Source organism: Ochrobactrum sp. BTU2 (genome assembly GCF_024539785.1).
Lineage (GTDB): Bacteria > Pseudomonadota > Alphaproteobacteria > Rhizobiales > Rhizobiaceae > Brucella > Brucella anthropi.
Genome location: NZ_JAHWRG010000002.1, coordinates 90,396 through 113,887, shown reverse-complemented (window position 1 = coordinate 113,887; position 23,492 = coordinate 90,396). Strand labels below are relative to the sequence as shown.

The following is a 23,492-nucleotide window of genomic DNA, read 5'->3' as shown; positions in this document are numbered from 1 at the left end:
CGGGGTCTGTAGCGGTTCCTCCCCGGCGGCGTGAGGGATGAAGTTTCGAACTTCCGGCCCGCGCAAGATGAGCCACTGACAAGGAGACGGAGCGCTGCTCCGGATAGGCTATGGCAAGGCAAGAACAAGCCAACGACGTTTTCGCCCTTACCTCATTCCTCTATGGCGGCAATGCCGACTATATTGAGGAGCTGTACGCCAAGTATGAGGACGATCCGAATTCGGTCGATCCGCAGTGGCGCGATTTCTTCGCGAAGCTGGGCGACAATGCCGACGATGTGAAGAAAAACGCTGAAGGCGCGTCCTGGACCAGGAAGAACTGGCCGATTGCAGCCAATGGCGAACTGATTTCCGCGCTCGATGGCAACTGGGCTGAAGTTGAAAAGCACGTCACCGACAAGCTGAAAGGTAAGGCTGCAAAGGGCGAAGCGAAGGGTGCTACCGGCGCGGCTCTTACCAGCGAAGAGATCACGCAGGCTGCACGCGACAGCGTTCGCGCCATCATGATGATCCGCGCCTACCGCATGCGTGGCCATCTGCACGCCAATCTCGATCCGCTCGGTCTCTCCGAAAAGCCGAACGACTATAATGAGCTGGAGCCGGAAAACTACGGTTTCACGCCTGCCGACTACAACCGCAAGATCTTTATCGACAACGTGCTCGGCCTCGAATATGCGACCGTGCCGGAAATGCTCGACATTCTGAAGCGTACCTACTGTGGCACGATCGGCGTCGAATTCATGCATATCTCCGATCCGGCTGAAAAAGCCTGGATTCAGGAACGCATCGAAGGTCCGGATAAAAAGGTTGCTTTCACGCCGGAAGGCAAGAAGGCCATCCTGTCGAAGCTGATCGAAGCGGAAGGCTTCGAGCAGTTCATCGACGTCAAATACAAGGGCACCAAGCGTTTCGGCCTCGATGGTGGTGAATCGCTGATCCCGGCCCTTGAGCAGATCGTCAAGCGCGGCGGCGCCATGGGTGTCAAGGAAATCATCTTCGGCATGGCCCATCGTGGCCGTCTGAACGTGCTTAGCCAGGTCATGGGCAAGCCGCATCGCGCTATCTTCCACGAATTCAAGGGCGGCTCCTATGCGCCGGACGACGTGGAAGGCTCGGGCGACGTGAAGTACCATCTGGGCGCTTCGTCGGACCGTGAATTCGACGGCAACAAGGTCCACCTGTCGCTGACCGCCAACCCGTCGCACCTCGAAATCGTCAACCCCGTCGTGATGGGCAAGGCCCGTGCCAAGCAGGACCTGCTGGCTGGTCGCACCCGTGACGACATGGTTCCGCTTGCAACGCGCGCCAAGGTTTTGCCGCTGCTCCTGCATGGCGATGCTGCCTTTGCCGGTCAGGGTGTTGTGGCCGAGTGCCTTGGCCTTTCGGGCCTGAAGGGGCACCGCGTCGCCGGTACGCTGCATTTCATCATCAACAACCAGATCGGTTTCACCACCAATCCGGCCTTCTCGCGTTCGTCGCCTTATCCGTCGGATGTTGCGAAGATGATCGAAGCGCCGATCTTCCACGTCAATGGCGACGATCCGGAAGCCGTGGTGTTCGCTGCCAAGGTTGCGACCGAATTCCGCATGACCTTCCACAAGCCGGTGGTCATCGACATGTTCTGCTATCGCCGCTTCGGTCACAACGAAGGCGACGAGCCGTCCTTCACCCAGCCGTTGATGTACAAGGCGATCCGTGCACACAAGACCACGGTTCAGCTCTACAGCGACAAGCTGATTGCTGAAGGCCTGATCAAGCAGGAAGAAATCGACCAGATGAAAGCGCAGTGGCGCGAAAATCTGGAAACCGAATTCGACGCCGGACAGAGCTACAAGCCAAACAAGGCCGACTGGCTGGACGGCGCTTGGGCTGGCCTGCGCACCGCCGACAATGCCGACGAACAGCGTCGCGGCAAGACCGCCGTACCGATGAAGACGCTCAAGGAAATCGGCAAGAAGCTGGTTGAAGTACCGAAGGACTTCCACGTCCATCGCACGATCCAGCGCTTCCTCGACAACCGTGCCAAGATGATGGAAACGGGCGAAGGGATCGATTGGGCGACGGCTGAATCGCTGGCATTCGGCTCGCTGGTTGCTGAAGGCAGCCCGATCCGCCTGTCCGGTCAGGACGTCGAACGCGGCACCTTCTCGCAGCGTCACACGGTTCTCTACGATCAGGAAACCCAGAACCGTTACATCCCGCTCAACAATATCCAGAAGGGTCAGGCGATCTACGAGGCCATCAACTCGATGCTCTCGGAAGAAGCAGTGCTGGGCTACGAATACGGCTATTCGCTGTCCGACCCGCGCGCTCTGGTTCTGTGGGAAGCCCAGTTCGGCGATTTCGCCAATGGTGCACAGGTCGTGTTCGACCAGTTCATCTCGTCGGGCGAACGCAAGTGGCTGCGCATGTCCGGTCTCGTCTGCCTTCTGCCGCACGGCTATGAAGGTCAGGGTCCGGAACACTCCTCGGCTCGTCTGGAACGCTGGTTGCAGATGTGTGCGGAAGACAACATGCAGGTGGCCAACGTTACGACGCCGGCTAACTACTTCCATATTCTGCGCCGCCAGATGAAGCGCGACTTCCGCAAGCCGCTCATCATGATGACGCCGAAGTCGCTGCTGCGTCACAAGCGTGCAGTTTCGACCCTCAACGAACTGTCGGGCGAATCCTCGTTCCACCGTCTGCTGTGGGACGATGCGCAGTACAACAAGGACGAAGGCATCAAGCTCCAGAAGGATGCAAAGATCCGTCGCGTCGTTCTCTGCTCGGGCAAGGTCTATTACGACCTTTACGAAGAGCGTGAAAAGCGTGGCATCGATGACGTCTACCTGCTGCGTGTCGAACAGCTTTATCCGTTTCCGGCCAAGGCACTCATCAATGAGCTGTCACGCTTCCGCCATGCGGAAATGGTCTGGTGTCAGGAAGAGCCGAAGAACATGGGCGCATGGTCGTTCATCGACCCGTATCTGGAATGGGTGCTGGCTCATATCGACGCCAAGCATCAGCGCGTGCGCTATGCAGGCCGTCCGGCGGCAGCATCGCCTGCAACGGGTCTGATGTCGAAGCATCTTGCGCAGCTCGCCGCTTTCCTTGAGGATGCGCTCGGTAACTGATCCGGGTTAGAGTTCTGGAGCAGTTTTTCGGAACTGCTCCAACCTGAATTGAACACAAAATCTAAAGTTTGAAGATCAACGGAAGAAGAAACCATGGCCACCGAAATTCGCGTTCCCACGCTTGGGGAGTCCGTTACTGAGGCAACCATCGGAAAATGGTTCAAGAAGGTCGGCGACGCCATCGCCATCGATGAACCGCTGGTGGAACTGGAAACCGACAAGGTGACAGTGGAAGTTCCGGCTGCTGCTGCTGGCGTATTGGCTGAAATCACGGCCAAGGAAGGCGACACTGTCGAGGTCAATGCGCTTCTCGGCCAGATTTCCACCGATGGCGCTGCCGTCGCTGCGGCTCCTGCTGCGAAGAAGGAAGAAGCCAAGCCTGCTGCCGCACCGGCAGCGGCACCTGTCGCTTCGGCTTCGTCGGGCCCGGCTATGCAGCCTGCCCCGGCTGCCTCCAAGCTGCTTGCTGAAAATAACCTCTCCGCCGATCAGGTGGACGGTTCCGGCAAGCGCGGTCAGGTGCTGAAGGGCGACGTGCTCGACGCTATCGCCAAGGGTGTTTCCGCTGCTCCGGCTCCGGCCGCACCGGCCGCTGCCCGTCCGGCATCGTCGGCTGACGACGCATCGCGCGAAGAACGCGTGAAGATGACCCGTCTGCGCCAGACCATCGCCAAGCGTCTGAAGGATGCCCAGAACACCGCCGCCATGCTGACGACCTATAACGAAGTCGACATGTCTGCGGTCATGGAACTGCGCACCAAGTACAAGGACGTCTTCGAGAAGAAGCATGGCGTGAAGCTCGGCTTCATGGGCTTCTTCACCAAGGCCGTGACCCATGCGCTGAAGGAAATCCCGGCTGTTAACGCCGAGATCGACGGCACGGACATCATTTACAAGAACTTCGCCCATGTCGGCATGGCCGTCGGCACGGACAAGGGCCTTGTGGTTCCGGTCATCCGTGACGCCGACCAGCTTTCGATTGCAGGCGTTGAAAAGGAACTGGGACGTCTTGCCAAGGCAGCACGCGACGGTACGCTTTCGGTCGCTGACATGCAGGGCGGCACGTTCACCATCACCAATGGCGGCGTGTACGGTTCGCTGATGTCCTCGCCGATCCTGAACGCTCCGCAGTCGGGTATCCTTGGCATGCACAAGATCCAGGAACGTCCGGTTGTCGTCGGCGGTCAGATCGTGATCCGTCCGATGATGTATCTTGCCCTGTCCTACGATCACCGCATCGTGGACGGCAAGGAAGCCGTGACCTTCCTCGTGCGCGTCAAGGAAAGCCTGGAAGATCCGGAACGTCTGGTTCTCGATCTCTAAGGACGAACGATGGAGCCGGGCGTCTTCTCCGCATCTCCGTTTCTGCCGTTGGTCGGCTTGAGCGTTGTCCTGCTGGTGGTTCATATCCTCCTGCAGGGCTTTGCGGCGACGAAGGAACTCGGCTCTCGATGGAATGCCGGTCCGCGCGACGAGGGTTTGAAACCCTCCGGTAAATTTGCCGGGCGCGCGGAGCGGGCCTCTGCCAATTTCCGTGAGACCTATCCGGCTTTCATCGGTCTGGCGCTGGCGCTCGTGCTGAAAGGCGATCCGTCCGGATGGGGGATTGTCGGCGCGTGGCTCTGGTTTTTCGGCCGCATCGTCTATATCCCGCTTTATCTTGCGGGCATTCCCTATTTCCGTTCCTTCGTCTGGCTCATTAGTCTGGTGGGGCTCGGTATCATGCTTCTGGCTTTGGTTCTGTGATGACAGCCTGCGCGTGAAACACGCGCAATGAAGGAAACACGATGCATCCCTATCTGTTCGAACTTGCATCCCTGATGGCGATTTTCGTCTTTGCCATTGTTTCCCCCGGCGCCGATCTCGCCATGGTCATCCGGCAATCGCTGCTGCATGGCCGCCGCGAGGCGATCATCACGAGCTTCGGCATCGGCGCCGCCCTAATGATGCATGTGACTTACACGGTTTTGGGCCTCGGGCTCATCATTTCCAAGTCGATCTATCTGTTCAATATCGTCAAATGGTGCGGTGTGGCCTATCTGGTCTATATCGGCATCAAGGCGCTGCGGGCTGGAACCACAAAGATCGACGTGGACGCAACGCCGAAGGAACCGCGCAAGCAGCAGAGCTTTGCCAAGGCATTCGGCCTCGGCTTTGCCGCCAATGCGCTGAACCCGAAGGCCGTGTTCTTCTTTCTGTCGATTTTCTCGACGGTCGTTCATGCCCATACGCCAACTGAGGTGAAGCTCGGTTACGGTGTCGTAATGGCGACTGCGCTCATCTCCTGGTTTGTCGGCGTCAGCCTTTTCATGACGACGCCGAAGATGCGGGCGGCCTTCTCGCGCGCCTCGAAATGGATTGATCGGGCCAGCGGTGTTGTCTTCATTGCGCTGGGACTTAAACTTGCCACCGAAAAGGCTATGTAAGAAGCAACAGGTTCAGTTTTACTGAACCTCGATTCGCTGCCGGAAACACTCAACCGGAACATTCAGGGAGAACCGACAGATGCACGCTGCAAACAAGCTTTTCAGGACCGCCGCCGTTTCGGTGCTTGCGCTCACCGTGTTCTCAACTGCGGTTCAGGCGGCCTGCACCCAGAATCGGGCGATTTATCGCGATCGCGACGATGCTTATACGCTGACCTTCCGCCCGGAGCAGCCGAACGACCTGAAAATGTCACCGGCGCCGACGAACGAGTTCACCATTACGGCCAATGACAAGCCCGAGTTCAAGCTGAGCGGCATGGTGATCTGGCCGGAAGAAGGCGTGGCGCGTCCCTATGCCTTGCTGACCTTCAACTGCAAGGGCGATGGTTCCAATCCGGAAGATCTCGACGATTGCAGTATCTGGCAGAGTGTCATCTATGCGCTGAAGGAAGGCGCGGAAGCCGATGTCCTGCCCAAGGCGGAAGAACCGGCGGCGCAGGCAATTCTGCTGCCTGATCTGGTGACGGCGCTTGATGGTTATGATTTTGGAGCGGCGAAACCTGAAAAGCCGCTTCAGTGGGAAGCATTCCGCTTTCAGGGATGTTCACCAGACGAGGAATAACCGGCACCCTGTAGGCACCGGTTGCATGTGAATAATTTCGAATGAGAGAACGGGCCCGGATGAACGGGGCGTTCGAAAAACGTTCAGGACAGACTGAAGAAGGATAGTTCAATGTCATACGATGTGGTTGTCATCGGTACGGGCCCTGGCGGTTATGTCGCCGCGATCAAGGCTGCACAGCTTGGTCTTTCCGTTGCTGTTGTGGAGAAGCGCAAGACCTTCGGTGGCACCTGCCTGAATATCGGCTGCATTCCCTCCAAGGCACTTCTGCATGCGTCGGAAGTTTTTGCCGAAGCCGGTCATTCCTTCGACACGCTCGGCGTGGAAGTGACGCCGAAGCTCAATCTGGGAAAGATGCTGGCGCACAAGGACACGACCGTAAAGGCCAATGTCACGGGCGTTGAATTCCTGTTCAAGAAGAACAAGATCACGGCCTTCATCGGCACTGGCAAGATCGTTGGCAAGGGCAAGGTTTCCGTGACCGCTGAAGACGGCAAGGTCGAGGAAATCGAAGCAAAGAACATCATCATTGCTACCGGTTCCGATGTCGCGGGCATTCCTGGCGTCAAGGTCGATATTGACGAAAAGGTCATCGTTTCCTCGACTGGCGCGCTTTCCTTCGACAAGGTTCCGGGCAGCCTGATCGTTGTCGGCGGTGGCGTGATTGGTCTGGAACTTGGTTCCGTCTGGGCGCGTCTTGGTGCGAAGGTCACGGTCGTCGAATATCTCGACAAGGTGCTCGGGTCCATGGATGGCGAAGTGTCGAAGCAGTTCCAGCGCTTGCTCGAAAAGCAGGGTATTGCCTTCAAGCTTGGCGCCAAGGTTACGGGCGTCGAGAAAGCCGGTAAGGGCGCAAAAGTGACGTTCGAACCGGTCAAGGGTGGCGCGGCTGAAACGCTTGAAGCTGATGCAGTTCTGATCGCGACCGGTCGTCGTCCTTATACGGACGGTCTCGGCCTTCAGGAAGCGGGCGTGAATGTCGATGATCGTGGCCGCGTTGCGATCGATGACCATTGGCGCACCAATGTCGAAGGCATCTATGCCATCGGCGACGTGGTGCAGGGTCCGATGCTGGCGCACAAGGCTGAAGACGAAGGCATTGCCGTTGCCGAAATCATCGCCGGTCAGGCTGGTCACGTGAATTTCGATGTCATTCCGAGCGTCGTCTACACGCAGCCGGAAGTCGCTTCGGTCGGCAAGACCGAAGAAGAACTGAAGGCCGCCGGTATCGAATACAAGGTCGGCAAGTTCCCGTTCACGGCCAATGGTCGCGCACGCGCCATGCAGCACACCGACGGCTTCGTGAAAATCCTCGCCGACAAGGCAACGGACCGCGTTCTGGGCGCTCATATCCTCGGCTATAATGCCGGTGAAATGATCCACGAACTGGCTGTTCTGATGGAGTTCGGCGGCTCGTCGGAAGATCTGGCGCGCACCTGCCATGCCCACCCGACCATGTCGGAAGCTGTGCGCGAATCCGCATTGGCGACCTTTGCCAAGCCGATCCATATGTAATTGGCTGCAACCATATGATTATAAAAAGGCCCGCTGATGCGGGCCTTTTTCGTTAATGCTTAATTTTGTGCCGGTGGGGCTGGAGCCGGTGTGGCAGGCTCACTCTGTGTCGTCGGCGGCGGGGGAGGTGGAGCCGCAGTATCCGTTCCACTGCCATTCCGGTAGAAGAAGTAAGCGAGGATAATGATCGCTGCCAGAAGCACCGCACCAAGCAGATAGCCACTTCCGCCGCGCGGGGGCGGAGGTGGCGGCATTCCGGAAGGGTCTGACAGGCGCGGATTGGAAGTTGTGCGCGGGTCGCTATTTCGTGGATCAAGGGGATCAACCATAACGGGCTCCTCCAATCGTCCCTTTCGTCATCGAAGCGACGTTTGGGAAATGACGGTTGGCCGGGCATTTGCGGTCATACATGAGCCAATCTGTGCTCCGACCGCCTCAAATGTGTGTTGACATGCGTTGCGATAACAAACCCGGTGTATATCAATGCGAGAAAGAGCGCTTAGTTCCAAGAAATCTAATATAAGAAGAGCTATGAATTACTAGCTATACAATGCAATTCGGCGAGGATTCTATTAACCCAAGCGAAACTGCACATTGATATGTATATTCAATCACGGAAGCGATCCGGTAATAGGGGCTATGGTCGATCAACTGGCCATCTTGGCTTTATCACTGTAAGTCATTGATGAGGTCGGGTCGTTGAGAGCGATCGTAAACCACGCCGAAATTTGAGGAATGACATAATGCCGTCGAAAGAGAACCTGAAAACCATTGAGCGCTTCGAAAAGCTCTCTTCGCTTCTGCGCGATGAACAGTTCAAGCTTCTCGACGAAGCGGCACGGGAAGAGGCGCTTCCGGGAAAATCGATACTGAGACAGATTGCCGAACTCGAGCTCAATATAACGGCCATTGAAAACAGCATCACCGATCTGAAAGCCGACTAGCAATATTCTAGCTTAGAGGTTTTATAGTGGGCTCACCCGATAGCCTTTTGCGCGTAACAGTTCAATTATTCCGTCCTTGCCCGGCAGATGCAGGGCGCCGACGGCAATAAAGGCATTTCCCTTGTCGATGATCGGAACGGCACGATCCGCCATGACCTGATTACGGTCGGAAATGAGATATTTTAGAAATAGTTCATAGTCTGCTTCGGAAAGACTGTCGGGAACGATCTTTCGGAGCGACGGCATGATCATGCCAATCTCGCCCTTGAGGTAGAGCGCGGTCGTGGTCTCCATGGCATCCTCGACCTTGTCGCCATAGTCGACGGTAGCCACCAGATTGCGGAGATGGAAGTCGAGCGGCATCCGGTTCATCGCGACCAGTTGTTCTGCTGCACTTTCCAGGCCCAAAACATTGCGGCCCTCGGCCTGTGCGTCGAGAGCCAGCCGTTCATCAAGCGATCTCTCGCCATCGTTTTTGCGCTCCCTCTCGCATTTTGGAAGTGCGAGCAGGCTGGTCAGCACCCACGGCTTCATTTTTGCAACCGCGTCGAGAACGATACCGCGTTCTGCAAGCTTCTGTTCGATCTCCTCCCGCCGCTCGGGCGGAATATGCGACTTCAAGGTGCTGCCATCAGTGAAGAGCAGCAGGTCGGGCTGTTCGAGCTTGAGGCGCAGGAAAGCCTTCGGGTCCAGAATATCCGTCGTTTCGATGACGACAGTGCTTGCTGACCGATAGGCCTCGTCGGCGGCTTTCGGCAATGTCAAAACACGCGGATCGGAAAGATGGATCGTGCCGAAAAGATAGGACGGTTCGACGCCGTCTTTATCGATTTTCCAAAGAAGCCCTTTGCGATTGGGTACAGCATCGGCTTCGCGCTGTATTTCCTGCCAACTTGCCGGGTCTTTTGCCTCCAACCCGTCAATGAGATTGATGCCGTGCACGGCGCAAGCAGCAGGTGCATCGTCGGCGCGAGCCGAGACAGTGCCTGCCAGACAGGCATAGAGAAGAACGAGAAGCAGCTTTTTCATGAGAGTAATATAGGGGCGGTTTCTGCCGATGCCAGCGACTTCTCAAGCGCGCGGATGCGCCTTGTCATAGACTTCCAGCAGTCGCTCGGTATCCACGCCGGTATAGACCTGTGTGGTCGAGAGGCTTGCGTGGCCAAGCAGCTCCTGGATGGTCCTGAGATCACCGCCTCGCCCCAGAAGGTGGGTGGCGAAGGAATGGCGCAGCGCATGCGGCGTCGCGCTGTCGGGCAGGCCGAGACCAGCACGCAGTTTCTGCATTTCGCGCTGGATGATCGCAGCATGCAGCACACCACCCTTGGCGCCTCGAAAAAGCGGTTTGTCGGCGGAAAGGTCGAACGGACAAAGCGTTCGATATTGTGCAACGGCGCGATGCACGATGGGCAGAAGCGGGACGAGACGCGCTTTGTTGCCCTTGCCCGTAATGGTGATCGAACGGGCAGTGCTGTCGGACAGCGCATCACCCATCAGGCCGAGCGCTTCCGAAATGCGCAGGCCGCAACCGTAGAGCAAGGTCAGGACGGCTGCGTTGCGCGCGGCAATCCATGGTTCCTCCGCCATTTGCCCATCGGCTGCAACCACGCGCCGGGCGTCTTCGGCGGTCAATGGTTTCGGCAATGATTTCGGCTGGCGTGGCGCGCGCATGGCGCTTGCGCCTGCCGCATTGGCCAGGCCGCGTTTTTCCAGATGGCGTAAAAGCGAGCGCACGCCAGCAAGCCCGCGGCCCAGCGTGCGGGCACCGACGCCTTCATTGCGACGGCTGGCCAGAAACGAGCGCAGGTCGGCGATCCGTAGATTGCCAACATCTTTCAGCGATGGCGGTTCGCCCAGATGCCCAGTCAGAAAATTGAGGAACTGACGTGTGTCGCGCTCATAGGCTTCGAGTGTGTTTTCCGACAGGCGGCGCGCATCCTTCAGCGTCTTCAACCATTCTTCACGCGCCGCTGCGAGGTCGGCGCGGGCAGGGATCAGAAATTCGCTGTTCGTTGTCATAATCAAGCCGGTCGTTCATTCTGGGTGGACGGACAGTTTGCCAGCGATAGGTTACCGGCTGGTTGTTCGCGGGACGAAAAGCACTATTCTTACGAATTGAGGTGAATTGCGCTGACGAAAGGGTTATTGAACGAAAAATAGTTCTATTCGAGCAGCAGAAACAAGGTTGGCAATGCCGCGTCCAGAAAACCCGATCCAGCTTGCCGTCATTGGTGCCGCCCATGGCACGCGTGGCGAAGTGAGAGTAAAGACCTTCACCGGCGATCCGCTGGCAATTGCCGAATACGGCCTGCTCTATGACGAACAGGGCAAGAGTTACGAGGTTCTGGAAGCTCGTCCAGCAAAGACGGTCGTGGTCGTGCGCTTCAAGGGCATCAATGACCGTAATGCCGCCGAAGCGCTGAACGGGACCGAACTTTTCATTGATCGTTCGCAGCTGCCGGACGACGAACTGGACGAAGACGAGTTCTTCCAGACCGACCTGATCGGCTTGCTGGCGGTGGATGCCGAAGGCAAGACCTATGGCGTGGTGAGCGCCCTGTTCGATTTCGGTGGCGGCGACCTCATCGAGCTCAGCGAAAAGGGCAAGCGCCCGATGCTTATTCCTTTCACGGAGGCAGCCGTACCGGAAATCGATCTGGATAAGGGCACTTTGCTGGTCGAGCCCTATGCCGCTGGACTGATCGCCGACGATGAGGATGAACGCCCGCAGAACGAAAAGAAAAAGCCGAAGAAGTCATGACCGACGTTTCAAGGGTCGATGATGAGCCCGGCTTCTTTCATGCATCGGTGCTGACGCTTTATCCGGAAATGTTTCCCGGTCCCCTTGGCACTTCGCTTGCAGGTAAGGCACTCAGCGAGACCAAATGGCAGCTCGATGCGGTGCAGATTCGCGATTTTGCGGAAGGCAAGCACCGTATGGTCGATGACACGCCATCCGGTGGTGGCGCTGGCATGGTGATGAAGCCGGATGTGATCGCCCGCGCGCTGGATTCGGTTGCCGACGGTCGCCGTCCGACGCTGCTGATGAGCCCGCGCGGAAAGCCGCTGACGCAGAAGCGCGTGCGCGAACTGGCCGACGGACCGGGCGCGATCATTCTTTGTGGCCGCTTCGAGGGTGTGGACGAGCGCGTCATCGAGGCGCGCAATCTCGAGGAAGTATCGATCGGCGATTACATCCTGTCGGGTGGAGAAACCGCGGCAATCGTTTTGCTTGATGCAATCGTGCGGCTTTTGCCGGGTGTGATGGGCAATCGCGAATCCGGAGAGACCGAAAGTTTTGAGACCGGGCTGCTCGAACATCCGCATTATACCCGTCCGCAGGTTTGGGAAGATAGGCCCATCCCCGAAATCCTGACCTCCGGCAATCATGGCGCAATCGATAAATGGCGGCATGAGCAGGCCGAACGGATCACGAAGGAACGGCGTCCCGATCTTTGGGAAGCCTATAGCGAGGGCAAACGCAAATGAATCTGATCCAGCGGCTCGAAAGTCTTTCCCTCGCGCTGCTGGCGCTGGGAGCCTATTGGGTCAGCGGTGCAAGCTGGTGGCTTTTCGCCCTGCTCATTCTGGCGCCCGATCTGTCTTTCTTCGGCTATATGAAGGGGCCGCGCACCGGCGCCGTGGTCTATAATATCGCCCATAGCTGGATCGGCGTTGTGCTTCTCGCAGTTCTGGGCTGGGCGATGAACTGGCAGATCTGCATCGCTATGGCACTGATCTGGGCCGTGCATATCGGCGTCGACCGCGCGCTTGGCTTCGGTCTCAAATATGGAACCGGTTTCAAGGACACGCATCTGGGCCGTATCTGAGGCGATTTTCTTGTCCTGATATTGATTCATTGGCGGCAATGGTGTATTGCCGCGCGAGTTCGGGCTAGTACCGACATTGTAATATCTCGTTCGGGCAAAGCCCGAAACGTCCTAAACCAATAAATGGTGTACCGCTCCTGCCTGAAATTGAGGGCATAGCCGCAGGGCCAAGGATTGCTTGGCGGCAAGTGCAGAGCGCTCTGACTGTTTGAGAAGAATTCAAGAAGGAGAGAGACGATGACCGATATCATTCGTCAGCTTGAAGCCGAACAGGCAGCAAAGATCGAAGAAAAGCGCAAGCTTCCAGATTTCCAGCCGGGCGACACGGTTCGCGTTCAGGTTCGCGTTACCGAAGGTACGCGTACCCGCGTGCAGGCCTATGAAGGCGTCTGCATTGCCCGTTCCGGCGCTGGCCTCAACGAAAACTTCACCGTTCGCAAGATTTCGTACGGCGAAGGCGTAGAGCGCGTATTCCCGGTTTACTCGCCGATCGTCGAAGGCGTTGAACTCGTTCGCCGCGGCAAGGTTCGTCGCGCGAAGCTTTACTACCTGCGTGGCCTTACCGGTAAGGCTGCCCGTATTGCTGAAAAGAAAGACAACCGTACCAAGGCCGAGCGCGAAGCCGACAAGGCTGCCGCCGCCAAGGCCGAAGCCGCCAAGGCTGCTGCTGAATAAGCTTCACAGCAATCTGTTTGAAAAAGGCGGCCTCGGGTCGCCTTTTTTATTTGCCAAATGCGACGGGCTGCGTAACATATTGCATAATTCCGCCCATATCTCGCAAGATTGTTACTGCGACACCCTGTTGCGGTTTCAGTTTCTTGACGAACCGTGATGGCGGGTGCATATGACAGCCAAAGTTAAGAACTATTCAAAGGACCTCTCGCAATGAGCGCGCCGCGTACACTTTACGACAAGATCTGGGACGACCATGTAGTGGATCAGCAGGAAGACGGAACCTGCCTCCTTTATATTGATCGCCATCTTGTGCACGAAGTGACGAGTCCGCAGGCTTTTGAAGGCCTGCGCATGGCTGGCCGCAAGGTGCGTCATCCTGAAAAGACGCTGGCCGTGGTCGATCACAATGTTCCGACCTCACCGGACCGCATCAACGGTATCAAGAACGAGGAAAGCCGCATTCAGGTCGAAGCTCTGGCCAAGAATGCTGCGGATTTCAACGTTGAATATTATTCCGAGCGTGATCGCCGTCAGGGTGTCGTGCACATCGTCGGGCCGGAGCAGGGCTTCACCCTGCCGGGCATGACCATTGTCTGCGGCGACAGCCACACCTCCACGCATGGCGCTTTCGGTTCGCTGGCGCATGGTATCGGCACCTCCGAGGTAGAACACGTTCTGGCTACCCAGACGCTGATCCAGAAGAAAGCCAAGAACATGCTCGTGCGTGTTGAGGGCGAACTGGCTCCCGGCGTCACCGCCAAGGACATCACGCTTGCCATCATCGGCGAAATCGGCACTGCGGGCGGCACCGGTTATGTGATCGAATATGCCGGTAGCGCTATTCGCTCGTTGTCGATGGAAGGCCGCATGACGGTCTGCAACATGTCGATTGAAGGCGGTGCGCGCGCTGGTCTGATCGCACCGGACGAAACGACCTTTGCCTATGTGCAGGACAAGCCACGCGCGCCGAAGGGCGAAGCGCTGGAACAGGCGATTTCGTACTGGAAGACGCTGCATTCGGATGAGGGTGCACATTTCGACAAGATCGTCGAACTGGATGCCGCTAAGATTTCGCCGGTCGTTTCCTGGGGTTCCTCACCGGAAGACGTGGTCTTCGTCACGGACATCGTTCCGAACCCGGATGAGATCAAGGACGAGACCAAGCGTGCATCCAAGTGGCGTGCTCTGGACTATATGGGCCTGAAGCCGGGCACCAAGATGACCGACATCAAGATCGATCGCGTCTTCATCGGTTCCTGCACCAATGGTCGTATCGAAGATCTGCGCGATGCGGCACGCATGGCCGCTGGCAAGAAGGTTGCGGCTGGCGTCAACGCCATGATCGTGCCGGGCTCGGGTCTCGTGAAGGAACAGGCGGAAGCTGAAGGCCTCGACAAGATCTTCATCGAAGCCGGTTTCGATTGGCGCGAACCGGGTTGTTCCATGTGCCTTGCCATGAACGACGACCGCCTTAAGCCGGGTGAACGTTGCGCTTCGACCTCGAACCGCAATTTTGAAGGCCGTCAGGGTTTCAAGGGCCGCACCCATCTCGTGTCGCCAGCCATGGCTGCCGCTGCGGCAATTGCCGGACATTTCGTCGACATTCGCGAGTGGAACTGAGGTTTCACTCCTGACGAAGCGTTTTTGAAGCGCTTCTGGAAAGATCAAACCGCCGGCTCATCCCGGCGGTTTTTCTTTGGCTGTATATTAGCAGCTTTTTCACGCTTTGATTGTAAGGAGGAATGGGGTGGCTGGCGTCTGGGAGCCTTTGACAGCCAGCACGGGGAAGAGCATCGATGAATGGAGCCGACTTTATCCTCCTGATCAACATGACCGTTTCCGGTCTGTTTGCTTTCGCATTTCTCGGCATTGCCGTTTATGCGCGGGATAATGCGGCCGCGCCTGTCTTCGCCTTCGGCTTTATTTTCGCAATGCTCTATTTCCTGACAGAGCTTGCCATGCCTTCCATTCCCAATCCCCGCCTCGGCTATATGCTCGCCTTTTCGACCTATTACCTGACATTGTCCTGTCTGGTCGTCGGTCTGGCGCGGATGTATGCCCGACCGGTGCCGTGGATTGCGCTCGGTCTGCTGACCATTGCATCTCTCGCCGCGGTCTACAGCATATATGACATTGCCCGCAGCCAGATGATCGGCATGCTGCTTTATCAGGCGCCCTATTTCCTCGTACTCCTTCTGGCAGTGTGGCTGATCCTGCGGGTGGAACGCAACGGTATCGATACCTTGATGGCGATACTGTTTGGTATCAGTGCCGTCCACTTCCTGTTCAAGCCGGTCATCGCCGTGCTGTCGGGAGGCGCGGGTGCTGAACCGGCTGATTATATCGATACGACCTATGCAATGTTCTCGCAGTCAATCGGTGCTGCTCTTTCCGTCGCAGGCGGGCTGCTTCTGCTCTTGAGCCTGATGCGGGAGCTGATCGCCAATATGTTGATCCGCTCGGAAACGGACCAGCTATCGACGTTGCTCAACCGGCGCGGCTTCGAGTTTCGTGCCGAAGCCGCAATTGAAAAGTCGAAACGTATGCGGCAGGCTCTGTCGCTTGTTCTGTGCGACATCGATCACTTCAAGGCAATCAACGATACACATGGTCATGCGCTGGGAGATCGCGTCATCGCCGCTTTCTCTGCCGAATTGCGCAAGGCAGCCAATGCCAAGGGTGGGATTGCCGCGCGTATTGGCGGCGAGGAATTCGCGATCATTCTGCCGGGCAATACGATCCAGTCCGCATGGAGATTTGCGGACAAGACCCGGCTTGTCTGTCGCGATATCCATATTCCGGGCAGGAACGGCGGGATTGAATTCACCGTGAGCTTCGGTATCGCGGAAATGGAATTCGACGATGTGTTTTCCGATCTCTACAAGCGGGCCGACGGGGCGCTTTATGAAGCGAAGAAGGGCGGGCGCAACTGCGTCCGCAGCGCTCTGCCGATATTGGTGGACGAAAACGTTGTGGAGTTCCGCTCAAAGGCCGGGCGTTGAACGAATCCTATTGATAGCCGCAGCCCGCATGGTCGAGGACCGGTGTTTCCCCGCGGTCGATCCCATACATGAAAGAGCGCCCGCGCAGCACGACAGCGCTCTCGCAATTGCCGTTGGGCTTGGCGACGATATAGGCAACCGTGCGATCCCGCGGCGCGGTAATCACCTTCATGCGTTGCGGCGAAGGCAAAACTGGCTTCTGCGCCGCGCCGACCCGGATGATCTTGGCGCCATTATCCGGCATCTGGACGACAAGGTTTCCCGACGCATCGACGGAGCGCATCGCTTCTTCGGCAAGCGCGGGACCGGTCAGCGCAAGGGCGCAGACGACAACCAGACCAAGTATCAGCCGTTTGCAGTTTGCCATCGTTGATCGAGCCTCATCGTGCATGATCCCAAAGAGAATGAGGACTATCTTAACTCTTTCTTTACCTTTGTCATCCGTGCTGGCTAAAATCGAACCGGTCTTCTCGTGCGCTACTGCTTCGCAGGTCGCAGGCGGAAGAGCTGGAAACGCCAAGGAACGTCCAATGACCAAAGATCATGCCGTCGATATTGCGCTCCTCCATCTGCGTGATGCCCATGAATTCGCGCCGCTGCTGGCAAGCTATGCGCAGGCGCTGAAGCGCGGCGCTCCACGCCGCCCCGACGATTTTTATGCCGAACACCTGCTTCAGGATCGCGCCGCTGAAACTCTGGGGGCCAGGGTCGACGGAAATCTGGTCGGCTTCGTGATCTTCTACGATCTGCCCGAACCCGTGACGGGTCTGCGTGCAGGGCAGGTGGACCATATCTATGTGCATCACGATCATCGCGGAAAGGGCATAGCCAAGGCGCTGATCGACGTGCTTGCCGACAAGGCGGAAGAGCGCAGCTGGTCCAAGCTGGTGCTTAATGCGCCGCGCGTGCCGGAAGACGGGCGCAAGCTCTATGAACAGATTGCTACGGCTGCGGACTGGTCGAGCTATGTGATTCGATTCGGCAGTTGATCGATTTCCCAAAAGTTGATGAAATTACACATGTTTTTGCCGATTGCGGTCTTCAATCGTTTGAATGCCGCAATCACGCGAATGTGTCGCCCAGGTGCGACCAATTGTTAGTCTTTTCGTGAAAAAGCTTCTTTGACGTGATGGTAAAAGCGCAGTAGAAAGCGCCACATAGGGCCGTACGCCACGGTCCAGCCATATTTTATTGGGTCGTACCGGCGCGGGATCGTAAAGTCCGGTTCCATGTGCTTTGGACGACGTCGAACTGGGGTTCGGGAGAACCCGCAACCTGGCTGCTTCGCTGATCTTCGTCAGCGGGGTGTGGCCGGAGAGAAACGTCAGGGAAGCCTACAGAGCCATGACACAACCGACTGTAACGCGCCAGCGTCCTTTGTCGCCGCACCTGTCCATCTACAAGCCGGTCATTACGATGACGATGTCCATCGTCCATCGCATCACGGGCGGCGCACTTTACTTCGGCACCCTGTTGCTGGCAGCCTGGCTGATTTCGGCTGCGGTCAGCGAAGAGTGCTTCAATTTCGTCAACGCATTGTTCTCGTCCTGGATCGGTCGCCTGATCCTGTTCGGCTATACCTGGGCGCTTCTGCACCATCTGGCCGGTGGCGTTCGTCACCTGATCTGGGATACGGGCGCTGGTCTTGAAAAGCACACAGCTTCGAAGATCGCCTGGGCGACCGTCGTTTTCTCCGTCATCGCCACGATCCTCGTCTGGGTCGTTGCCTATTCGGTGCGCTAAGGGGAGCTGGTTTCATGAACGGTATGAACAATGATATGCGCACCCCGCTCGGCAAGGTTCGGGGTCTGGGATCAGCCAAGGAAGGCACCGGTCATTTCTGGTATCAGCGCTTGAGCGCCGCCGCTCTTGTGCCGCTGGTCATGTTTTTCATCGGTCTGGTCATTTCGCTCAATGGCGCAAGCTATGCGGAAGTCCGGGCTGCCCTGTCGCATCCCTTCACGGCAATCGTGATGGCGCTGTTCGTTCTGACTGGCGTTTATCACATGCGCCTGGGTATGCAGGTCATTATCGAAGATTATGTGCATGGCGAAGGCATGAAGGTCGTGCTGGTGATGTTGAACACCTTCTTTACGGCGGTGGTCGGCTTCGCCTGCATTTTTGCGATTCTCAAGCTGAGCTTCGGAGGTTGATAGCCCGATGGCTAGTGCAGTAAACAACGCGGCCGATGCTGCCGTGGCAAGCAAATATACCTATGTCGATCACAAGTTCGACGTGGTGGTGGTCGGAGCTGGCGGCGCGGGCCTACGCGCAACGCTCGGCATGGCCGAGCAAGGCCTGAAGACGGCTTGCATCACCAAGGTTTTCCCGACCCGTTCGCATACGGTCGCAGCGCAGGGTGGCATCGCCGCTTCGCTCAAGAATATGGGCCCGGACAGCTGGCAGTGGCACATGTACGATACCGTCAAGGGATCGGACTGGCTCGGCGACACCGATGCGATGGAATATCTGGCGCGTGAAGCGCCTGCCGCCGTCTACGAACTGGAACACTACGGTGTGCCTTTCTCGCGTACGGAAGAAGGCAAGATTTATCAGCGCCCGTTCGGCGGCCACATGCAGAATTTTGGCGACGGTCCTCCGGTCCAGCGCACCTGTGCTGCTGCCGACCGTACCGGCCACGCTATCCTGCATACGCTCTATGGCCAGTCGCTCAAGAACAACGCGCAGTTCTTCATCGAATATTTCGCGCTCGATCTCATCATGACTGACGGTGTCTGCACCGGCGTCGTGGCGTGGAACCTTGATGACGGCACGATCCATCGCTTCTCGGCCAAGATGGTGGTTTTGGCGACAGGCGGTTATGGCCGTGCCTATTTCTCGGCAACCTCTGCCCATACCTGCACCGGCGATGGTGGCGGCATGGTTGCACGTGCCGGCCTGCCACTGCAGGACATGGAATTCGTACAGTTCCATCCAACTGGCATCTATGGCGCAGGCTGCCTCATCACCGAAGGTGCGCGCGGCGAAGGCGGTTATCTGGTCAATTCCGAAGGCGAGCGCTTCATGGAGCGCTATGCCCCTTCGGCCAAGGACCTTGCCTCGCGTGACGTTGTCTCGCGCTGCATGACCATGGAAATCCGTGCTGGCCGTGGCGTCGGCAAGGCCAAGGATCACATCTTCCTGCATCTTGACCATCTCGATCCGGCTGTTCTGCATGAACGCCTGCCGGGTATTTCGGAATCGGCCAAGATTTTCGCAGGCGTCGATGTGACCAAGGAACCGATCCCGGTTCTCCCGACGGTTCACTACAATATGGGTGGCATTCCGACCAATTACTGGGGCGAAGTGTTGAACCCGACCGAGGCTGATCCAGACCGCGTACAGCCGGGCCTGATGGCTGTCGGCGAAGCGGGCTGCGCTTCGGTGCACGGCGCAAACCGTCTCGGCTCCAACTCGCTGATCGATCTGGTCGTGTTTGGCCGTGCGGCTGCAATCCGCGCCGGGCAGGTCATTGATCGCAAGTCGAAGATTCCGGACCTCGACGTTACCGCCTGCGACAAGATCATGGAGCGCTTCGATCGTCTGCGTTTTGCCAACGGCTCCCAGCCGACCGCAGAACTGCGCGAGAAGATGCAGCGTACCATGCAGGAAGATGCCGCCGTATTCCGTACGTCGGAATCGCTCAAGCAAGGCGTCGAGCGCATGGAAAAGCTCTGGCATGAACTGCCGGACATCAAGGTTACCGACCGTTCGATGATCTGGAACTCCGATCTCGTCGAAACGCTTGAGCTGGAAAACCTGATGGCGAATGCGCTGACGACGGTTGTTTCCGCCGAAGCGCGCCAGGAAAGCCGCGGTGCCCATGCGCATGAGGATTTCCCGGATCGCAACGATGCCGTGTGGCGCAAGCACACCCTGTCCTGGCTGTCGCCGGATGGCAAGGTCAAGCTTGACTACCGTCCTGTCCACCTCGATCCGTTGACGACGGAAGAGGAAGGCGGCATCAGCCTCGCCAAGATTGCGCCGAAGAAGCGCGTTTACTAATCAAGGGAAAGAGCAATGGTTGAACTCGCACTTCCCAAGAATTCGCGCCCGCAAGAGGGCAAGACCTGGCCGCGCCCCGACGGTGCGAAGCGGGTTACCGAATTCCGTATCTATCGCTGGTCGCCGGACGACGACGCCAATCCGAGCATCGACACCTATTATGTCGATCGCGACGATTGCGGTCCGATGGTTCTGGACGGTCTGCTCTATATCAAGAACAAGATTGACCCGACCCTGACGCTGCGCCGTTCGTGCCGTGAAGGCATTTGCGGTTCCTGCGCCATGAATATCGACGGCGCAAACACGCTTGCCTGCACCAAGGGCATGGACGACATCAAGGGTGCCATCAAGGTTTACCCGCTGCCGCATATGCCGGTGGTGAAGGATCTTGTGCCGGACCTCACCAATTTCTACGCCCAGCATCGTTCCATCGAGCCATGGCTCAAGACGGTTTCGCCGGAGCCGCAGAAGGAATGGCTGCAGAGCCATGAGGACCGTCAGAAGCTCGACGGTCTCTACGAGTGCATTCTGTGCGCCTGCTGCTCGACCTCGTGCCCGAGCTACTGGTGGAACGGCGACCGTTATCTCGGCCCTGCCGTGCTGCTTCAGGCCTATCGCTGGCTGATCGATAGCCGCGACGAAGCCAAGGGCGAACGCCTCGATAATCTCGAGGACCCGTTCCGGCTCTATCGCTGCCATACGATCATGAATTGTGCGCAGACCTGCCCGAAGGGCTTGAACCCTGCCAAGGCGATTGCCGAAATCAAGAAGATGATGGTCGAGCGCCGCGTGTAATCGCGGCATCATTATCGGTTTGAATGAGGGGAAGGTGCAAACCTTCCCCTTTTTATTGATCTGAGCTCTGGTTGCCATCGCAGAAGGCTTGATCTTTGTAGCCGCGCCGATATCTCATTGGAGAATAGATCCATCGGAGACAGGGCAATCATGCTCGATCATATTGGTTTCAACATTTCCAGCATGCCCAAGTCGCGAGCTTTCTATGATGCGGCACTCGCTCCCCTTGGCATAAGTCGGGCCATGGAGTTCGGCGACTGGGTGGGGTATGGCCGCAATGGCAAGCCGGAATTCTGGATCGGCAAGCAGAAGGGCGCGAAGCTCGATGGCGTGCTTCATGTGGCTTTTTCGGCTGGAACCCGCTCCGAGGTTGACCGCTTTTATGAAGCGGCAATTGCTGCCGGGGGGGCCGACAACGGCAAACCCGGCTTGCGTGCCGATTACCATCCTGATTATTACGCTGCTTTCGTGACGGATCCGGATGGGCACAATATCGAGGCTGTTTGCCACCTGCCCGAATAAAAAAGCGGGCTTGCGCCCGCTCATCATTTCCGCGTCTTGAGATTTTTCAGACCAGCTTTGCGTCCAGCGTAACCTCAATGGCGCCCAGTGCTTTCGAGAGAGGGCAGGACTGCTTGGCTTTGTTGGCGAGCGCTTCGAAATCCTCGACCGAAATGCCGGGAATAGAGGCATTGAGCGTGAGCGCGCTGCGGCTGATCTCAAAGCCACCGCCAGCTGCGGGGCCGACAGTGACTGCCGCAGTTGCTTCCAGCTTTTCCGGTGGTGTTCCATGTTCCGTCAGGAGTGCGGAAAGCTGCATGGCAAAGCAGCCTGCGTGAGCAGCACCCAGAAGTTCTTCCGGATTGGTGCCGGAGCGACCGCTTTCGTCCTGAAAACGAGCTTTGAAATCGTAAGGCAGGTCTTTCAGTGCACCGCTTTGCGTGTTGAGGGTGCCTTTGCCTTCCTTCAGCGTGCCTTGCCAGACGGCGGTTGCTTTTCTGTCCATGGGAAGCTCTCCTCTCGGTTGGGATTTCCGCTACCGATATAGGGCGCTTGACCACGGCTTCCAGCAATCAACCAGAACTTGGCGAGAATTCAGATAGCCTGTCCCTTCAACAAGCGCGGCGTGTCGCCTGAAAGACCGGCGGCCTGCTTGATGAAGAAGGATTTCAGCGCCGGTACCCGGTCTACGAGCCCCAGACCAATATCGCGGATAGAGCGGATGGCCGGGTTGTCGTTGGAGAAAAGCTTGGTCAGGATGTCCGTCGTCACACCCATCTGCACGGTATCGAAGCGACGCCAGGACTGATAACGCTCCAGAGCGGCAAATGAACCGATGTCGAGGCCGAGGCGATCCGTTTCGACCACGACTTCGGCAATTGCGGCGGCATCCCGGAAGCCAAGATTGAGGCCCTGACCGGCAATGGGATGGATACGGTGCGCCGCATCGCCCACCAGCACGAAACGTGGCTTCACGAATTCACGTGCCAGCGTCAGGCCGAGCGGGAAGGCGCGGCGCGGGCCTTCGACATGCAGGGCACCCAGACGATGCCCGAAGCGCTGTTCCAGTTCAGCCTCGAATACGAAGTCGTCTTCGCGAATGAGGCGTTCGGCATCCGATGTGCGCTCGGTCCAGACCAGTGAACTGCGATTACCCTTCAACGGAAGGATCGCAAATGGACCGGCTGGAAGAAAATGCTCATCAGCCCGGCCGCCATGCGGCAGTTCATGGGCGACATTGCACACGATGCCGGACTGGCCGTAATCCCAGTTGACCGTCTTGATGCCAGCAAGATCACGCAGGCGGGAGCGCGCACCATCTGCGGCGATCAGCAGGCGCGTTTCAAGCGTATCCCCATTGGAGAGGGTGACGGTTACTCCTTCAGGGAGCGTGTTGAAATTCTCTACACTGGTGGCTTCGAGGAAGACAATTCCGAGCGCTTCGGCCTTATTATGGAGGGCGGTGTTGAGGACACGGTTTTCCACCATATGGGCAAAGGGTTCGCCGGGTTCGACTTCACCTTCGAAAGTGAGAAAAACCGGGCGCACGGGATCGGAAGTGCGCGAATCGGTGATGACCATTTCCGTGATGGGCTGGGCTTCGGGAAGGATTTCCTGCCAGCAGCCGAGCTGGTCAAGCATACGTGATGCAGCCGCGGCAATCGAGGAAGCGCGCGGGTCGTTCTTCCAGGCACCAGCCGGTGCACCGTCGATGACAGTAACGGAAAGATGCGGTGCCGCTGATTTGATCGCAACTGCCGTGACGAGCCCGACATAGCCGCCGCCTGCAATCACCACATCGTTATTGCGTGCTGCTTCCTGCTTCTTCCGGGCGGCCATTGTCACTTCCTTTCGAGAATCTATCTCACGATAGCATTTCCAGCAAAAGTGCGAAGCGGTTTTGCGCCAGGCAAATGCTTAGAAACAAAGAGATAGTGCGGTTCCACGATTCTGGTTTGACTGGAACCGCTCTAGCGGTGTTTTGGCATATATCGTTGTCCAAGGAACCCGATATTTTGCCGCGGTGCATGTCGGAACGCGAGCTGCCGAAGCGAGGTATCC

The 23,492-nt window shown here is 57.6% G+C and carries 25 protein-coding genes; 19 read left to right on the top strand and 6 right to left on the bottom strand.

Annotated features, from left to right (window positions below; all coding sequences use genetic code 11):
* Positions 1–110 precede the first annotated feature (110 nt).
* The 6 genes from KWJ32_RS05250 (at position 111) to lpdA (ending at position 7,679) form a co-directional block, all read left to right on the top strand.
* Positions 111–3,116 carry a 2-oxoglutarate dehydrogenase E1 component gene (locus KWJ32_RS05250; protein ID WP_010657592.1) on the top strand — a complete coding sequence of 1,002 codons (3,006 nt, stop codon included), beginning with the start codon at positions 111–113 and terminating at the stop codon, positions 3,114–3,116.
* A gap of 93 nt (positions 3,117–3,209) precedes the next feature.
* On the top strand, positions 3,210–4,439 hold the full coding sequence (gene odhB, locus KWJ32_RS05245) for a 2-oxoglutarate dehydrogenase complex dihydrolipoyllysine-residue succinyltransferase (protein ID WP_012091130.1): 1,230 nt from the start codon (positions 3,210–3,212) through the stop codon (positions 4,437–4,439).
* Positions 4,440–4,448: 9 nt separating this feature from the next.
* Positions 4,449–4,862 carry an MAPEG family protein gene (locus KWJ32_RS05240; RefSeq protein ID WP_012091131.1) on the top strand — a complete coding sequence of 138 codons (414 nt, stop codon included), beginning with the start codon at positions 4,449–4,451 and terminating at the stop codon, positions 4,860–4,862.
* A 41-nt stretch (positions 4,863–4,903) separates the two neighbouring features.
* The gene (locus KWJ32_RS05235; RefSeq protein ID WP_012091132.1) at positions 4,904–5,542 is read left to right on the top strand and encodes a LysE family translocator; all 639 of its coding nucleotides are present in this window, start codon (positions 4,904–4,906) and stop codon (positions 5,540–5,542) included.
* A gap of 79 nt (positions 5,543–5,621) precedes the next feature.
* Entirely contained in the window at positions 5,622–6,164 is a 543-nt protein-coding gene (locus KWJ32_RS05230; protein ID WP_012091133.1) for a hypothetical protein, read from the top strand.
* A 111-nt stretch (positions 6,165–6,275) separates the two neighbouring features.
* Entirely contained in the window at positions 6,276–7,679 is a 1,404-nt protein-coding gene (gene lpdA / locus KWJ32_RS05225; RefSeq protein ID WP_094514663.1) for a dihydrolipoyl dehydrogenase, read from the top strand.
* Between the two features lie 59 nt (positions 7,680–7,738).
* On the opposite strand, the gene KWJ32_RS05220 is transcribed toward lpdA, so the two are convergent.
* Positions 7,739–8,008 carry a hypothetical protein gene (locus KWJ32_RS05220; RefSeq protein WP_151609629.1) on the bottom strand — a complete coding sequence of 90 codons (270 nt, stop codon included), beginning with the start codon at positions 8,006–8,008 and terminating at the stop codon, positions 7,739–7,741.
* A gap of 414 nt (positions 8,009–8,422) precedes the next feature.
* Here KWJ32_RS05220 and KWJ32_RS05215 point away from each other — a divergent pair, with 414 nt between their 5' ends.
* Positions 8,423–8,623 carry a hypothetical protein gene (locus KWJ32_RS05215; protein WP_010657585.1) on the top strand — a complete coding sequence of 67 codons (201 nt, stop codon included), beginning with the start codon at positions 8,423–8,425 and terminating at the stop codon, positions 8,621–8,623.
* A 21-nt stretch (positions 8,624–8,644) separates the two neighbouring features.
* On the opposite strand, the gene KWJ32_RS05210 is transcribed toward KWJ32_RS05215, so the two are convergent.
* Together KWJ32_RS05210 and KWJ32_RS05205 are read right to left on the bottom strand one after the other, a co-directional pair.
* On the bottom strand, positions 8,645–9,652 hold the full coding sequence (locus KWJ32_RS05210; RefSeq protein WP_151609627.1) for a TraB/GumN family protein: 1,008 nt from the start codon (positions 9,650–9,652) through the stop codon (positions 8,645–8,647).
* 42 nt (positions 9,653–9,694) lie between these two features.
* On the bottom strand, positions 9,695–10,642 hold the full coding sequence (locus KWJ32_RS05205) for a tyrosine recombinase XerC (protein ID WP_012091138.1): 948 nt from the start codon (positions 10,640–10,642) through the stop codon (positions 9,695–9,697).
* Between the two features lie 172 nt (positions 10,643–10,814).
* Here KWJ32_RS05205 and rimM point away from each other — a divergent pair, with 172 nt between their 5' ends.
* From rimM to KWJ32_RS05175, 6 genes are all read left to right on the top strand, one after another.
* Positions 10,815–11,384: a ribosome maturation factor RimM gene (gene rimM, locus KWJ32_RS05200; RefSeq protein ID WP_010657582.1), complete on the top strand. Its 570-nt coding sequence runs from the start codon at positions 10,815–10,817 to the stop codon at positions 11,382–11,384.
* Positions 11,381–12,112, top strand: coding sequence for a tRNA (guanosine(37)-N1)-methyltransferase TrmD (gene trmD / locus KWJ32_RS05195; RefSeq protein WP_012091139.1), 732 nt, complete (start codon positions 11,381–11,383; stop codon positions 12,110–12,112). Before rimM ends, trmD begins: the two co-directional genes overlap by 4 nt.
* A complete protein-coding gene (locus KWJ32_RS05190; protein ID WP_012091140.1) occupies positions 12,109–12,453 on the top strand; it encodes a DUF4260 domain-containing protein in 345 nt (114 codons plus the stop codon). Before trmD ends, KWJ32_RS05190 begins: the two co-directional genes overlap by 4 nt.
* 237 nt (positions 12,454–12,690) lie before the next feature.
* Entirely contained in the window at positions 12,691–13,128 is a 438-nt protein-coding gene (gene rplS / locus KWJ32_RS05185) for a 50S ribosomal protein L19 (protein WP_006467977.1), read from the top strand.
* Positions 13,129–13,338: 210 nt separating this feature from the next.
* Positions 13,339–14,748 (top strand): 3-isopropylmalate dehydratase large subunit, encoded by a 1,410-nt coding sequence (gene leuC, locus KWJ32_RS05180; protein ID WP_010657579.1) that lies wholly within the window; start codon positions 13,339–13,341, stop codon positions 14,746–14,748.
* A gap of 176 nt (positions 14,749–14,924) precedes the next feature.
* On the top strand, positions 14,925–16,130 hold the full coding sequence (locus tag KWJ32_RS05175; protein WP_012091141.1) for a GGDEF domain-containing protein: 1,206 nt from the start codon (positions 14,925–14,927) through the stop codon (positions 16,128–16,130).
* 7 nt (positions 16,131–16,137) lie between these two features.
* Here the strand turns inward: KWJ32_RS05175 and KWJ32_RS05170 are convergent, their stop codons facing one another.
* Positions 16,138–16,497 carry a hypothetical protein gene (locus KWJ32_RS05170; RefSeq protein WP_012091142.1) on the bottom strand — a complete coding sequence of 120 codons (360 nt, stop codon included), beginning with the start codon at positions 16,495–16,497 and terminating at the stop codon, positions 16,138–16,140.
* 163 nt (positions 16,498–16,660) lie between these two features.
* Between KWJ32_RS05170 and KWJ32_RS05165 the strand changes: the two genes are divergently transcribed.
* From KWJ32_RS05165 to KWJ32_RS05140, 6 genes are all read left to right on the top strand, one after another.
* A complete protein-coding gene (locus tag KWJ32_RS05165; protein WP_010657576.1) occupies positions 16,661–17,119 on the top strand; it encodes a GNAT family N-acetyltransferase in 459 nt (152 codons plus the stop codon).
* 355 nt (positions 17,120–17,474) lie between these two features.
* Positions 17,475–17,873: a succinate dehydrogenase, cytochrome b556 subunit gene (gene sdhC / locus KWJ32_RS05160; RefSeq protein WP_010657575.1), complete on the top strand. Its 399-nt coding sequence runs from the start codon at positions 17,475–17,477 to the stop codon at positions 17,871–17,873.
* A 14-nt stretch (positions 17,874–17,887) separates the two neighbouring features.
* Positions 17,888–18,283 carry a succinate dehydrogenase, hydrophobic membrane anchor protein gene (sdhD, locus tag KWJ32_RS05155; RefSeq protein ID WP_010657574.1) on the top strand — a complete coding sequence of 132 codons (396 nt, stop codon included), beginning with the start codon at positions 17,888–17,890 and terminating at the stop codon, positions 18,281–18,283.
* A 7-nt stretch (positions 18,284–18,290) separates the two neighbouring features.
* A complete protein-coding gene (gene sdhA, locus KWJ32_RS05150; protein WP_012091143.1) occupies positions 18,291–20,135 on the top strand; it encodes a succinate dehydrogenase flavoprotein subunit in 1,845 nt (614 codons plus the stop codon).
* Positions 20,136–20,150: 15 nt separating this feature from the next.
* Positions 20,151–20,930 carry a succinate dehydrogenase iron-sulfur subunit gene (locus tag KWJ32_RS05145; RefSeq protein ID WP_010657572.1) on the top strand — a complete coding sequence of 260 codons (780 nt, stop codon included), beginning with the start codon at positions 20,151–20,153 and terminating at the stop codon, positions 20,928–20,930.
* 150 nt (positions 20,931–21,080) lie between these two features.
* Positions 21,081–21,452 (top strand): VOC family protein, encoded by a 372-nt coding sequence (locus tag KWJ32_RS05140; protein ID WP_012091144.1) that lies wholly within the window; start codon positions 21,081–21,083, stop codon positions 21,450–21,452.
* 46 nt (positions 21,453–21,498) lie between these two features.
* Here the strand turns inward: KWJ32_RS05140 and KWJ32_RS05135 are convergent, their stop codons facing one another.
* Together KWJ32_RS05135 and KWJ32_RS05130 are read right to left on the bottom strand one after the other, a co-directional pair.
* Positions 21,499–21,936, bottom strand: coding sequence for an OsmC family protein (locus tag KWJ32_RS05135; protein WP_010657570.1), 438 nt, complete (start codon positions 21,934–21,936; stop codon positions 21,499–21,501).
* 89 nt (positions 21,937–22,025) lie between these two features.
* Positions 22,026–23,270: a ubiquinone biosynthesis hydroxylase gene (locus KWJ32_RS05130; protein WP_012091145.1), complete on the bottom strand. Its 1,245-nt coding sequence runs from the start codon at positions 23,268–23,270 to the stop codon at positions 22,026–22,028.
* Positions 23,271–23,492: the final 222 nt, after the last annotated feature.